Origin of the sequence: Senegalia massiliensis (assembly GCF_009911265.1) — a bacterium.
GTDB lineage: Bacteria > Bacillota > Clostridia > Tissierellales > SIT17 > Anaeromonas > Anaeromonas massiliensis_A.
In genome coordinates this window covers 1-13,174 of record NZ_QXXA01000005.1, presented here as the reverse complement: position 1 = coordinate 13,174, position 13,174 = coordinate 1, and the positions used below count along the sequence as shown (strand labels likewise).

The 13,174-nt window shown below is 28.9% G+C and carries 16 protein-coding genes; 13 read left to right on the top strand and 3 right to left on the bottom strand.

Annotated features, from left to right (window positions below):
- Window positions 1-52: 52 nt before the first annotated feature.
- The 13 genes from D3Z33_RS04120 to D3Z33_RS04060 all read left to right on the top strand — a co-directional run bounded on the left by D3Z33_RS04120 (window position 53) and on the right by D3Z33_RS04060 (window position 10,839).
- Window positions 53-853, top strand: a complete 801-nt coding sequence (locus tag D3Z33_RS04120; RefSeq protein ID WP_160196529.1) for a YwmB family TATA-box binding protein — start codon at window positions 53-55, stop codon at window positions 851-853.
- Between the two features lie 70 nt (window positions 854-923).
- Window positions 924-2,204 carry a UDP-N-acetylglucosamine 1-carboxyvinyltransferase gene (gene murA / locus D3Z33_RS04115; RefSeq protein ID WP_160196528.1) on the top strand — a complete coding sequence of 427 codons (1,281 nt, stop codon included), beginning with the start codon at window positions 924-926 and terminating at the stop codon, window positions 2,202-2,204.
- Window positions 2,205-2,414: 210 nt separating this feature from the next.
- Window positions 2,415-3,452: a stage II sporulation protein D gene (gene spoIID / locus D3Z33_RS04110; protein WP_347561210.1), complete on the top strand. Its 1,038-nt coding sequence runs from the start codon at window positions 2,415-2,417 to the stop codon at window positions 3,450-3,452.
- Window positions 3,453-3,562: 110 nt separating this feature from the next.
- Entirely contained in the window at window positions 3,563-4,126 is a 564-nt protein-coding gene (locus D3Z33_RS04105) for a TetR/AcrR family transcriptional regulator (RefSeq protein ID WP_160196526.1), read from the top strand.
- 11 nt (window positions 4,127-4,137) lie between these two features.
- Window positions 4,138-4,461, top strand: coding sequence for a hypothetical protein (locus D3Z33_RS04100; RefSeq protein ID WP_160196525.1), 324 nt, complete (start codon window positions 4,138-4,140; stop codon window positions 4,459-4,461).
- Window positions 4,462-4,475: 14 nt separating this feature from the next.
- Window positions 4,476-5,150 (top strand): zinc metallopeptidase, encoded by a 675-nt coding sequence (locus tag D3Z33_RS04095; RefSeq protein ID WP_160196524.1) that lies wholly within the window; start codon window positions 4,476-4,478, stop codon window positions 5,148-5,150.
- A 120-nt stretch (window positions 5,151-5,270) separates the two neighbouring features.
- Window positions 5,271-6,113 carry a peptidoglycan DD-metalloendopeptidase family protein gene (locus D3Z33_RS04090; protein ID WP_160196523.1) on the top strand — a complete coding sequence of 281 codons (843 nt, stop codon included), beginning with the start codon at window positions 5,271-5,273 and terminating at the stop codon, window positions 6,111-6,113.
- Window positions 6,114-6,189: 76 nt separating this feature from the next.
- Window positions 6,190-6,447 (top strand): sporulation transcriptional regulator SpoIIID, encoded by a 258-nt coding sequence (spoIIID, locus tag D3Z33_RS04085; RefSeq protein ID WP_160196522.1) that lies wholly within the window; start codon window positions 6,190-6,192, stop codon window positions 6,445-6,447.
- Window positions 6,448-6,615: 168 nt separating this feature from the next.
- Window positions 6,616-7,635 (top strand): rod shape-determining protein, encoded by a 1,020-nt coding sequence (locus D3Z33_RS04080; protein WP_160196521.1) that lies wholly within the window; start codon window positions 6,616-6,618, stop codon window positions 7,633-7,635.
- 66 nt (window positions 7,636-7,701) lie between these two features.
- Complete coding sequence (locus D3Z33_RS04075; protein ID WP_160196520.1) at window positions 7,702-8,772, top strand: flagellar hook-basal body protein; 1,071 nt, start codon at window positions 7,702-7,704, stop codon at window positions 8,770-8,772.
- 18 nt (window positions 8,773-8,790) lie between these two features.
- Window positions 8,791-9,588 carry a flagellar basal-body rod protein FlgG gene (flgG, locus tag D3Z33_RS04070; protein ID WP_160196519.1) on the top strand — a complete coding sequence of 266 codons (798 nt, stop codon included), beginning with the start codon at window positions 8,791-8,793 and terminating at the stop codon, window positions 9,586-9,588.
- Between the two features lie 10 nt (window positions 9,589-9,598).
- Window positions 9,599-9,886 (top strand): rod-binding protein, encoded by a 288-nt coding sequence (locus D3Z33_RS04065; protein WP_160196518.1) that lies wholly within the window; start codon window positions 9,599-9,601, stop codon window positions 9,884-9,886.
- A gap of 20 nt (window positions 9,887-9,906) precedes the next feature.
- The gene (locus D3Z33_RS04060) at window positions 9,907-10,839 is read left to right on the top strand and encodes an AEC family transporter (RefSeq protein WP_160196517.1); all 933 of its coding nucleotides are present in this window, start codon (window positions 9,907-9,909) and stop codon (window positions 10,837-10,839) included.
- Window positions 10,840-10,842: 3 nt separating this feature from the next.
- On the opposite strand, the gene D3Z33_RS04055 is transcribed toward D3Z33_RS04060, so the two are convergent.
- From D3Z33_RS04055 to D3Z33_RS04045, 3 genes are all read right to left on the bottom strand, one after another.
- On the bottom strand, window positions 10,843-11,604 hold the full coding sequence (locus tag D3Z33_RS04055) for an ABC transporter ATP-binding protein (RefSeq protein WP_160196516.1): 762 nt from the start codon (window positions 11,602-11,604) through the stop codon (window positions 10,843-10,845).
- Window positions 11,570-12,466, bottom strand: coding sequence for an ABC transporter permease (locus tag D3Z33_RS04050; RefSeq protein ID WP_160196515.1), 897 nt, complete (start codon window positions 12,464-12,466; stop codon window positions 11,570-11,572). Before D3Z33_RS04050 ends, D3Z33_RS04055 begins: the two co-directional genes overlap by 35 nt.
- A gap of 27 nt (window positions 12,467-12,493) precedes the next feature.
- Window positions 12,494-13,174 (bottom strand): ABC transporter substrate-binding protein (locus D3Z33_RS04045; protein WP_160196514.1); only part of this gene is annotated, 681 nt, incomplete at its 5' end.

Genomic DNA, 13,174 nt, shown 5'->3' with positions numbered 1-13,174 from the left:
AACATTTTTACCACATATCTTGCTCTTCCCTATATTTTTAGGGAGTGGTATTATGGATGGTAAAAGGTTAATAATAACTATAATATTAATATTTATTTTAGCTTTATCAAACTATACAGTATCAGCTAGTATAAGGAATAACCTAGAGCAACCAATTGTAACAGCATTTAATAATATAAATGCAAACTTAATAGAAATAAGCATAAAAGCTCAAGGTACAATAAATGAAGAATTTATGTCTGAAAAAGATATTAAAAAATTAGGACAAGACTTTAAAAATAAGTTTAATATAATAGGTGAGCTTGAAAGCAATAATAATATTAAACAATTAAACTCTACAAAAAAGCTGTATAGTCTAGAGTATATAGAAAGTGAAAATAATAAAAAAATCATAGTCTCTGGGGTGGATAAAAATAACAGATTTGTCACAATAAATGTTTTGACATACAAGGACAAATATAGTAATCTTAATAGGACTGATTTAATAGTTAACATAATATCTCAGAATGTTAATAATTATAAAAAAATTGAAAGTAATGTCCAAAAAATATTTGAAGAATACAATACAACACCAAATATAACTTCAAAAGTAATAGGAACATTTGAAGGAAATATAAAAACTGAAGAAAAATTTAATATAATATCCCATATAACAAAAACAGTAGATGCAAGAATTGTTGAAGAATATAAAAATCCAGATATTTTAAGTATTAGTGCCTATTCACCAAATATAGATAATCATATATATACAGGTAAGAATAAGATGAATTTAAATATCGCTATGAGGCATAATTATACTGAAGACAAAACTTATATCTTCATTGCAACTCCAATTATTGACGGTGGATATTAGCAAAAGTTGGAATTGTGTTTTGGGCATTTATAGAACAAAAGGATAAAAAGTATAATAAGGAGGAAAAAAGGTGCCAAAACTCATAGTAGAAAAAAGCCCTCCATTAAAGGGGAAAGTTAGAATAAGTGGAGCAAAAAATTCAGCTCTACCTATTATGGCAGCAACATTATTATCAACAGATAAATGTGAACTTACTGAAGTACCAAACTTAAGAGATGTAAACGTAATGAAAGAAGTACTAAATTCACTTGGAGCAACTGTAGAAAAAACAAGTGATGAATCATATAATATAAATGCTAAAAATTTAAATAATTCAGAAGCACCATATGAACTTATGACTAAGATGAGAGCATCATTTTTGGTTATGGGTCCACTTCTTGCAAGATTAAAAAAAGCAAGAATATCCATGCCAGGTGGATGTGCAATAGGAACAAGACCTATAGATTTACACTTAAAAGGATTTAAAGCATTAGGAGCAGAAATAGAAGTAGGTCATGGATATGTAGAAGCAAAAGTAGAAGATAGATTAAAAGGAAATAGAATATATTTAGATTTTCCAAGTGTGGGAGCAACAGAAAATATAATGATGGCAGCAGTAATGGCAGAAGGAGAAACAATACTTGAAAATGTAGCTCAAGAGCCAGAAATAGTAGATTTAGCTAATTTTTTAAATAAATTAGGTGCTGATGTTAAAGGTGCAGGTACTAATACAATAAAGATTAATGGAGTAGATGAATTAAAAAATTGCAATCATACAATAATACCAGATAGAATAGAAGCTGGAACATATATGGTGGCAGCAGCTATGACAGGTGGAGATATTACAATAGAAAACATTGAACTTGATCATGTTAAATCTATAATATCTAAACTTAAAGAATCTAATATAGAATTTACTGAAGTTGGAAATAATACTTTAAGAGTAGTAGCACCAAAAATTATAAAAGCAGTAGATGTAAAAACACTTCCTTATCCAGGATTTCCAACAGATATGCAAGCACAAGTTATGGCAATGATGAGTATGGCAGAAGGTACAAGTGTAATAATAGAAACAATATTTGAAAATCGATTTATGCATGTAAATGAACTTAGGAGAATGGGTGCAGACATCAAAATAGATGGAAGAAGTGCAATAGTAACAGGACAAGAGCAACTTTTAGGAGCACCTGTAAATGCAACAGATTTAAGAGCAGGAGCTGCACTTATACTTACCGGACTTATATCTGATGGTATTACTGAAGTAAATCAAATACATCATATTGATAGAGGATATTCAAATATAGAACAAAAACTTACTAATTTAGGAGCAAAAATTAAAAGAGTAGAAACAGAAATGGAAACAGGAGCTTAATAGCTTCTGTTTTTTTATTGCCTAACAAAACAAAGTCGACAATAATTTATTTCCCATGACAATTTCCTGGGAAATACCGTATATTTCCCCAGTAAAATCATTCAAAATTTTTACTCATATTTGCTATTTCTTATTCATAAGTATATTAAATAAGAATCAATAGGAAGAATAGGTAAAAATTTAACCATAAGAGGAATGGGGGAAAATATAGTGAAGTCATTTTTAGGATTAGTAGGAATTATAATATTTCTGATTATAATATTTCCTATTATAATATTATTTACATGGGATGAAGATAATAACGAAGGAATGATAGACAAAATAAAGATAGATAATAAAAAGAATGATATAGTGGACTCCTTAGATGTATCAGTAGATATATATGATACTAAAACAAAGAATATAATAAATATGGATCTTGAAGAATATATAAAAGGGGTAGTAGCTGGTGAAATGCCTGCAAAATTTGAAAAAGAAGCATTAAAAGCACAATCCGTGGCAGCAAGAACATATGCTATCTCAAAAATAATTGCATATAACAATGGATACAGGCCAGAGGAGCATCCAGAAGCCCCCCTTTGTAATACAATTCATGATCAGGTTTGGTATTCACAAGAAAAATTATTAGAGCTTCATGGAAAAGAGTGGATGGATAAACTTTTTCCTAAAATAGAACAAGCAGTAGATGATACAAAAGGAGAAATTATTTCATATGATGGTCAGATTATATCAGAACCATTATTTCATTCATCAAGTGGTGGAATGACAGAAGCATCTGAAGAAGTATTTGCATCAGCAGAACCATATTTAAGACCAGTAGAAAGTCCTTATGAAACAGATTCACCTAGCGTAAAGGATAATTTTAAAGTTTCAATAGATGATTTTGTAAAGAAGCTAAAGGATAAATATTCTAATATAAATATTACAAAAGAAAATATAGAAAAAAGAATTGAACTATTAGAAAGAACATCTACAGGTAGAGTAGATAAATTAAAAATAGGTACAATAACAATGACAGGTCGTGAGCTCAGAGAATTATTTGGATTTAATTCTACAAACTTTACTATAACAATAAATAAAGAAAAAAGTGAAGTCACTATAGAAACACTTGGAAACGGACATGGAGTAGGAATGAGTCAATGGGGAGCAAATGGAATGGCAGAAAAAGGTAGTAGTTACAAAGAAATATTAAAACACTATTATACAGATGTAGAAATTTCGCCAATTAACAATTCAATGATGAAATAAGGATTCTTCTATATAGAAGAATCTCTTTGCTTTCTATTGACAAAAAATCAAAAATATATTATTATGAATATAGGTTCATAATAATTATATAGTATAAAGGGGATTTTTACATGCCTAAAATAATAGAAGGAATTGAAGATAAAATATTTACTTCTGCTTTTGATCTATTCTCAGAACATGGGTATAAAAATGTTGATATGAAAATAATAGCAAAAAAATCTGGAATAGCAGTAGGTACATTATATAATTATTATCCAAATAAAAAAACATTATTCTTAAATGTATTTAATAAAAGTTGGATAGATACATTTAAAAAATTAGATAATATAATATATGGAAACTTAAATAAGCAAACTAAAATTAAAAAATTTGTTCAAATATTATATGATGAAATTTACGAAAGAAAAGGAATGGGGAAGCATTTAATTAGATCTTCTAAATTTAATAATCAAGAAATAAATATAAAACAAGAATTATTATTAAGACTAAAGAAAATCATATCAATTGATGAAAAGGATGAAGAATTAAAATGTAAATATCAAATTAGACTATTACAAACAATATTAGTAACAGTTATAACAATGATGAATGAACATCCAGAGGAATATGAAGAAAATATAGATTATTTATCCAATTATCTATGGGTTATATATGAAAATATAGAAAAATATTAAGAGGTGATAATATGGAACTTCTAACAGGAGCTTTTAGAGTATTTTTATTATATGTAATATTTACTAATACTATAAGAATAATATATGCATTAGTAAATAGAAAGAAAATAGCAGCAAAATTAGAAGAAATAAAAAATGATCAAGAAAAAGCTGGAATAGATGAATCAAAAACACAGAAAATAGTAGAACAAGAAATAGAATATGTTACAGATCCTATATGTAATAAAGATGTAAATAAAGACAATGCATATATTGTATTAGAAGAAGATGAAAACAAATATTTTTGTTCTTGGGATTGCAGGGCAGAATATATAGATAAACAAAATAAACACTAAAGGAGAAGATAATTATGTTCTTTGCAGACGTAGGCTTTTTATTGGTAATACCAGCAATAATATTTGCAGCTTATGCTCAATCAAAAGTTTCCAGTACATTTAATAAGTATTTAAAGCATGCTAGTGCATCGGGATATACAGGATATCAAGTTGCACGTGCTATATTAGATAGAAATGGGCTTCATGATGTAGAAATAGAAATGGTTAGAGGAAAGTTATCTGATCACTATGACCCTAGGAAAAGAGTTTTAAGACTGTCAAGAGATGTATATCAAAGAAGTTCAATAGCTTCAGTAGGTGTAGCTGCTCATGAGGTAGGTCATGCTTTACAACATGCAGAAGGTTATTTTCCATTATTATTGAGAAATAACATAGCTCCAATAGCAGGTTTTGGGGCAAGGTTTGTATGGATTTTAGTGTTTGCAGGTTTCTTACTTGGAATAGGTGACTTAGTATATATAGGAATATTCTTATACCTTGCAGTAGTGGCTTTTCAAGTAATAACTCTTCCAGTAGAATTTAATGCATCAAATAGAGCAGTGTCACAACTTAGTAATGGTATAATAGCAGATGTTGATGTGAAACCTACTAGAAAAGTTTTAAATGCAGCAGCATTAACATATGTAGCAGCAACACTTGTAGGTATAGCACAACTTATAAGATTAATATTGCTTGCAGATAGAGATTAAAAAATATATAAAAGACCCACTTTAGAAATTTTCTAAAGTGGGTCTTTTTTTGTATAAAAAAAATAATTTTGCTAATAATAGTAACTGAAATAGTTTTTACATATATATGGAGGTGTAGAGATGGATAACAATGATAAAAATAATAATGAAAAAAAAGAAAATGGTTTAAAGGATAAAATGAAAAAAGTAACGCAAAAAGATGGTTTTTATCTAGTACTATTTTTATGCATAATGATAGTAGGAGTAACTGCAGTTTGGGTTTCAGGAGATAATTTCAAACAAATATCAGAGCTAGAAAAAGAAGAAGATTTAGAAGATGATATATTAGACTATTATCCTGATAATGAAGAACCCGAAATAGGTGCTATAGAGGAACCAGATCCAGAACCAAAAGTAGAAGAACCAAATGAAGAAAAGACACAAGAAGAACCTCAAAAAGAAGAAAATACTGAAAAACAAGAACAAGAATCAAATCCTAAACCAGAATCAAAAGAACAAGCAAAAAATGAAGAACAAGCAGTAGAAGTTTCAGCAAATGCAAGGCGTGCAAAAGCAATGCTTGTCCCAATAATGGGAAAACAATCTATGGGTTTTGCTGGAGATCAACTTGTATATTCAGAGACTTTAGAACAATGGACTACTCATAATGGTTTAGATATAACAGCAAAAAAAGGAAGTTCAGTTAGGGCAGTACTTAAAGGCGTAGTAAAGAATATAGAAGAAACAGATGATTTAGGTAGAGTAATTACTATTGATCATGGAGAAGGATTAATAACTAAATATGCAGGATTTTCTGAAAAAATTTTAGTTAAAAAAGGACAGAATGTAAATAAAGGAGACGCCATAGGAGCTATAGGAGAACCAGCAGGTTATGAACTATCTCAAGGACCACATTTACATTTTGAAGTATTAGAAAATGGAAAACATATTGATCCAAAAGATTATATTCCAGACTTTGAATAAAGAAATGTTCTATTCACCATTATAAAAGCATAATAATGTAAAAAAGACGGTTGTGCCATCAAAGGGGGTTAGGCAATTGAAAGACTATATAGAGGAAAGGGCTCTTGAAATAGCAAATTATATAATAGAAGAAAAAGCAACTGTAAGAAAGACAGCAAATGTTTTTGGGGTAAGTAAAAGCACAGTTCATAAAGATGTAACTGAACGCCTTCCCAAGATAAACCCTCTTATCTCAGAACAGGTAAAGAGTGTTTTAGAAAAGAACAAAGCTGAAAGGCATATTAGAGGTGGCAAGGCAACAAAAATTAAATATAGCACTGCTACTGTAAAGTAAAACTATAAAAGGACCGATTTTATCGGTTCTTTTTTATTATAAAAAAAATAAAAAAATTTCTAAAATTTTGCAGGAATTTTGGAACTTTTATCGAATAAGTAAAGAAGTATGTAAAAAAACAGATATAATAATTTAGTTATAGATAAAAGTAGAAAGTGAGGTTTTATAATGTTTACATTTAGATCAGATATGGGGATAGATTTAGGAACTGCAAGTGTATTAGTATATATAAAGAATAAGGGGATAGTTTTACAAGAACCTTCAGTGGTTGCAATAGATAAAAATACAGATAAAGTACTTGCAGTAGGAGAAGAAGCAAGAAGAATGATTGGTAGAACACCAGGGAATATAATAGCAATTAGGCCTTTAAAAGATGGTGTTATATCTGACTATGATATAACAGAAAGAATGATAAAACATTTTATAACAAAAGCAGCGGGGAAATTTTTCTTTAAACCTAGAATAATAATATGTGTACCATCTGGAGTAACAGGGGTAGAAAAAAGAGCAGTTATAGAAGCAAGTATGCAGGCAGGAGCAAAAAAGACATATTTAATAGAAGAACCTATAGCAGCAGCTGTAGGTGCAGGAATAGACATTACACAACCTGATGGAAATATGGTAATAGATATGGGTGGTGGAACTACAGATATAGCAGTTATATCACTTGGTGGAATAGTAGTAAGTACATCAATAAAACTTGCTGGGGATAAAATGGATGAAGCTATAGTAAAATACATGAGACGTAAGCACAATATTCTAGTAGGAGAGAGAACAGCAGAAGATATGAAAGTTAGAATTGGAACAGCTTATCCAAGAGATAAACAAGTTTCAATGGATGTACGTGGTAGAGATTTAGTAACTGGACTTCCAAAGACAATAAAAGTATCTTCAGAAGAAATGTTAATAGCATTAGAAGAGACAGTTACTACCATAGCAGAAGCAGTACATTCAGTACTTGAACAAACTCCACCAGAGCTTGCAGCAGACATTAGTGATAAAGGTATGATAATGACAGGTGGCTCGTGTCTACTTAATGGTATGGACAAACTTATAAAAAATAGAACAGGAATAGAAGTAATTATAGCAGAAGATGCTGTTTCATGTGTAGCAAAAGGTACTGGTGAATCTCTTAACTCTATGGATATATTAGAAAAACAAATGACAACTGAATCAAAAAGTTATTAAATATTAAAGAATATTATACTTTTTGCCGATAATAGTACCGAGCAGAATTAAAATTGAGGTGAAAAAATGTTTAGAGGCATGTATATATCGACCACTGGAATGATAAATAATCAACATAGAATGGATACAATTTCAAATAATCTTGCAAACACTAATACAAATGGATATAAAAAAGATGGAGTGCTTTCAGAATCATTTCCTGAACAATTACTGAGACGAATAAATGATAACTCTATATCTACAATAAAGCCTTTTCAAGGAGTAGAATTAACACAAAATGGCGAAGAATATTTACTTGAGACTAAAGGTGCATATTTTGCAATAGATACACCAGCAGGAACAGGGTATGATGATAAATTTAAGTTTAGAGTGACAGAAGATGGATATCTTAAGACTTATTATCAAGATAATGATAGAAATATAAAATCAGATGGGGAAAATTATCTTTTAGGCAAAAATGGAAGAATTAGAATTACAGGAAATAATATAGAAATAGATGGACAAGGAAATGTATTTTCAGGTGGTAATTTGATAGATACCATTGTAACAAAGCCTCATATGAATGTAATAGGAACTCTAGGAAATGGAATACGTACTGATAGAGTATTTATAAATTTCACCCAGGGAGATATAAGGCAAACATCAAATCCATTAGATATGGCATTAAATGGTGATGGATTCTTTAAAGTGCAAACAGAAAACGGTACTAGGTATACAAGAGATGGGAGCTTTAAAATAGATAGAGAAGGTTTCTTAACAACATCTGAAGGACATAGAGTATTAGGGAATAATGGTGCTATAAACATAGGTAATGGTGAAGTAAATACAGATCAGTTTGGAAATATATCATTAAATGGAGCTTTTGTAAGTAGACTAGATATAGTAAATATAGATAATAAAGAATTTCTAAGAAAAGAAGGAGATAATCTATATAGAATAGAAGAAAATCAAGAAGCACAAGAAAGTGCATTTACAGGTGAAGTATTATCTGGTTATTTAGAAGGTTCCAATGTAGAAACAGTAAAAGAAATGGTAGAAATGATATCTACTATGAGAGGTTATGAATCTAACCAAAAAGTAGTTAAGTCATATGATGAAATACTACAAAAAGCTGTAAATGATATAGCAAGAATATAAAATAGGGGGAATTTATAAATGATTAGGTCATTATGGACTGCAGCTACAGGTATGAAAACACAACAATTTAATATAGATACAATTTCAAATAACTTATCAAATGTAAACACTGTTGGATATAAATCTCAAAGGGCTGAATTTAAAGATTTGATGTATACGGCATTAAAAAGAGCAAATCCAAATGATGATAATAATACTCCGGTTAATATTCAAGTAGGTCATGGGGTGAAAGTTTCAGCAACAAATAGAAATATGGCTCAAGGGAGTCCACAACCAACTGAAAATCCACTTGATGTAGCAATAGTTGGAGATGGTTTTTTCGAGGTACAGCTTCCTAATGGAGAAACAAGATATACAAGAGATGGAAGTTTTAAGCTAAGTATTAATGGTCAAACTTCTGATTTAGTAACATCAGATGGCTATTATATATTAGATAATAATAATAATAGAATAACCTTAAATAGTGGAATATCAGATTTGGAAATAGATAATATAGGAAATATAACTGCTGAAAATGCAAATGGAGAGACTGTAGACATAGGCACATTAAAATTAGTAAATTTTATAAACTCTAAAGGGTTATTAAATGATGGAAGCAATCTTTATGAAGAGACTGTGGCATCAGGAAATCCAAGAGTTTTAAATAATTTTAATATGGATTCTACAATACTTCAAAAGTATTTAGAGAGTTCAAATGTAGCTGTAATAGATGAAATGGTAAAGATGATATCAGCTCAAAGAGCATATGAAGTAAGTTCTAAGTCAATTCAAACGTCAGATGAAATGATGCAACAAGCTAATAATCTTAAAAGGTAAGTGATAATTTATGCAAATAAATAATATAAATAATTATACACAAAAAATAGAAACTCAAAAAACAAAAGATCAAGAAATATTACTTGAAGCTTGTAAAGATTTTGAAGCTATATTCACTGGTATTATGTTTAAAGAAATGAATAAAACAGTTATGGAATCTAATTTTACAGAAAAAAGCAGAGGTAGAGAGATATTCACAGATATGTTTCATGAAGAACTTGCAAATGAAGCTAGTAGTGGAGAAAATGGTATAGGAATAGCTAGAATGTTATACAATCAGATGAAAAATAGAATATAGTATTAGAAAGGGATATTTAAATGGACTTAACAACTGTACTATCCCAAGTTTTAGTATTGTTTATTCTTATAACAATAGGGGTTATACTTAGAAAGTTTAATATAATAAATGACAGCTTAGGAAAAGGACTATCTAATTTTATAGTATATGCTACTATACCAGCACTTCTTATAACTTCAATGAATTACGATTTTTCTAAAGCAATGTTAAGTAATGGGTTATTAGTACTAGCTATAGGTCCATTTGCATATATTTTTGCAATGTTAGTTGGATATATCTTTACAAAAATAAAGCATATTAAAAATCCTGATAGAGGAATATATCAATTTGCTACTATATTTCCTAATGGTGGATTTATGGGTTTTCCTATAGTAGCCGTAGTTTATGGTGAAATAGGAATATTTTATGCTGGGCTTTTTAATTTATGGTTTAATATATTTTTATGGACACTTGGAATGATACTTTCAACTCCCCATAAAAATAAAAATATAAACTTTAAAATGCTTATAAATCCTGGCACAATAGCAATAACAATTGGGATAGTTTTATTTTTATTTTCAATCAAATTACCAACTCCATTATTTCAAGCACTTGATAGCTTAGGCGATACAACAATACCTTTAGCTATGGTAGTAATAGGATCAATGCTTGGAGAATCAAATATAAAAGATGTAATAAGTAATAAATTAATAATTATAACAACGTTTTTAAGACTTATTATAATTCCATTACCATTATTATTTATATTAAATTTATTACCATTACCAAATATAGTAATAGGTATAATAGCAATAACAATGTCAATGCCAGTTGCAGCAAATGCAGCTATATTTGCTAGAAAAAATAATTCAAATTACAAATTAGCAAGTGAATTAGTATTTTTATCAACATTATGTAGCATTGCTACAATACCTATTTTTATATCATTAGTAGTAAAGATTGTAGGAGTATAATCTTTATGCAACTACTTGTATCTTTTCTCTGTAAATATTAATAAGCTCAGACTCAGTAATATTTTTACTATCTCTATCTAAAACTACTTTACCTTTGTCTAGCATTATTATTCTATCAGAATAATCTATTGCATCTTTCATATTGTGTGAAATCATAATAGTAGTTATAGAGTATTTTTTTAAAAGTTCTCTAGTCTTTTCCATAACTACATTTGAAGTCTTTGGATCAAGAGCAGCAGTGTGTTCATCTAATAATAATAAATCAGGATATTTCATTGCTGCCATAATGAGAGATAAAGATTGTCTTTGTCCACCAGATAGATATTTTACTTTTGTATTTAATTTATTCTCTAGTCCTAAATCTAAATCTTTTAAAAGCTCAACATATTTACTTGTTCCATTTCTTTTTATCAATCCTTTAAGTGAAAATCTATCTCCTTTTTTATCAGCAAGGCACATATTCTCAAGAATAGTAAGTGAAGGAGAAACTCCCATAGAAGGATTTTGATAGACTCTCCCTATATTAACTGCCCTTTTTTCCTCTTTTAGTTTAGAGATATTATTATTATTTAAAACAATATCTCCACTATCAATATTTATACTTCCACCAATTATATTTAAAAGAGTACTCTTACCACAGCCATTAGATCCGATTATAGCTGTGCATTTATTTTTTTCTATATTTAAATCTAAACCATTAAAAACAGTTATCTCATTTTCAGTACCTTTATTAAAACTCTTTGATAGATTTTCTATTTTCAACATTTTTAATCTCTCCTTTTTTTCTAGAAACAATCATATTTGGTATAAAATTATTATAAGATAAGAAAATTATAACAATTATTGCACTTATAGCTCTTAAATCACTAGGTGCAAGACCTAAATCAATAGCAATACCACCAATAATTTTATAGCTTATAGCGCCGAGTATTGCTCTAGTAGTATTTCTTATTCTTTCTGAATTTTTTCTAATAGTATCACCAATTATAATAGATGCAAGAGCTACAACAATTATAGAACTTCCCATTGTAATATCAACAAAACCTTGCATTTGTGCCATCATAGCACCACTCATAGCTACAAGACCATTAGCAATCATAAGACCTATTATTTTGTATTTATCACTATTTTGACCTAATGATCTGACTAAAGATTCATTATCACCTGTTGCTATTAAAAGATATCCTATTTCAGTTTTTAAGAATCTATCTAAAATGATTTTAACTAATAATACAATTCCTATTAGTATTAATAAATTAGAACCTATATCAAATATAGAATCATATTGAAACAATGGTATATTGGATTTTCCATTTATCCTAAGATTTATGGAATAAAGCATTGTCATAGTAAGAATTCCAGATAATAAAGGCTTTATTCTTAATTTAGTAAATAATACTGCTGTTAATAATCCACCTAATAACCCTGATAAAAAGGCTAAAAATGTACTGAGTATAGGATTTATTCCAATCATAATAAATTTTGCAAAAACAAATGCTCCGAGAGGAAATGTTCCCTCTACAGAAAGATCAGGTATATCTAATATTTTATAAGTTATATATACTCCCATAGCAAGAACTGAAAATATAAGTCCTTGTTCTATAGAAGTTATAATTAATGAATTCATTTTAATTGCCTCCTAAAGCTTAATTTTTTATTTTTTTACTTCTTTAACATCTTTAAATATATCTAAATTTTTATCTAAACCTAGTTTTTCTAAGGTATCTAAATTTACTGTAGTAATAGTTTTTTCAGCTATTCCTACAGGTATTTCAGAAGGAGATTTACCATCTACTAAAATTTCTTTCGCCATTTTAGCTGTTTGCTTACCTAATTCATAATAGCTTAAACCATTTGTAATTAATATTCCGCCACCTACTTGAGATTCCTCTGCAGATACAGAAATCATTTGTTTTTCAATAAGTTTTGTAGAAACTAATTCTATTGAAGAAGCTATTAAATTGTCACTTACAATATATACAGCATCTACTTTTGATAATAATGAATCTATTGCTTGAGGTATTTCATTTACATTATTTACTCCAACAGTAACTACATCTAAATCTTCATTTGGTGCAAGTTTCTTTACTTCATCTATTTGAATTTCTGAGTTAGCTTCACTAGTGCTATATAAAATACCAATTGTTTTAATACTGTCATCAATTTGTTTGAACATTTTTAATTGGGACTCTATAGGAGCTTTATCACTAGTACCAGTTACATTACCACCAACATCTTCCCATGTATTTACTATCTGTGATTTTACAGGATCAGTAACAGCACTAAATAAAACTGGAATATCACTAGTTACTTGTTTTGCAGATTGAGCAGCAGG

Coding starts and splice junctions, on each gene's coding strand:
- D3Z33_RS04080 (WP_160196521.1), top strand. CDS start 6,616: ATGTTTACATTTAGATCAGATATGGGGATAGATTTAGGAACTGCAAGT.
- flgG (WP_160196519.1), top strand. CDS start 8,791: ATGATTAGGTCATTATGGACTGCAGCTACAGGTATGAAAACACAACAA.
- D3Z33_RS04120 (WP_160196529.1), top strand. CDS start 53: ATGGATGGTAAAAGGTTAATAATAACTATAATATTAATATTTATTTTA.
- D3Z33_RS04075 (WP_160196520.1), top strand. CDS start 7,702: ATGTTTAGAGGCATGTATATATCGACCACTGGAATGATAAATAATCAA.
- D3Z33_RS04100 (WP_160196525.1), top strand. CDS start 4,138: ATGGAACTTCTAACAGGAGCTTTTAGAGTATTTTTATTATATGTAATA.
- D3Z33_RS04090 (WP_160196523.1), top strand. CDS start 5,271: ATGGATAACAATGATAAAAATAATAATGAAAAAAAAGAAAATGGTTTA.
- D3Z33_RS04050 (WP_160196515.1), bottom strand. CDS start 12,466: ATGAATTCATTAATTATAACTTCTATAGAACAAGGACTTATATTTTCA.
- D3Z33_RS04060 (WP_160196517.1), top strand. CDS start 9,907: ATGGACTTAACAACTGTACTATCCCAAGTTTTAGTATTGTTTATTCTT.
- D3Z33_RS04105 (WP_160196526.1), top strand. CDS start 3,563: ATGCCTAAAATAATAGAAGGAATTGAAGATAAAATATTTACTTCTGCT.
- D3Z33_RS04055 (WP_160196516.1), bottom strand. CDS start 11,604: ATGTTGAAAATAGAAAATCTATCAAAGAGTTTTAATAAAGGTACTGAA.
- D3Z33_RS04065 (WP_160196518.1), top strand. CDS start 9,599: ATGCAAATAAATAATATAAATAATTATACACAAAAAATAGAAACTCAA.
- D3Z33_RS04095 (WP_160196524.1), top strand. CDS start 4,476: ATGTTCTTTGCAGACGTAGGCTTTTTATTGGTAATACCAGCAATAATA.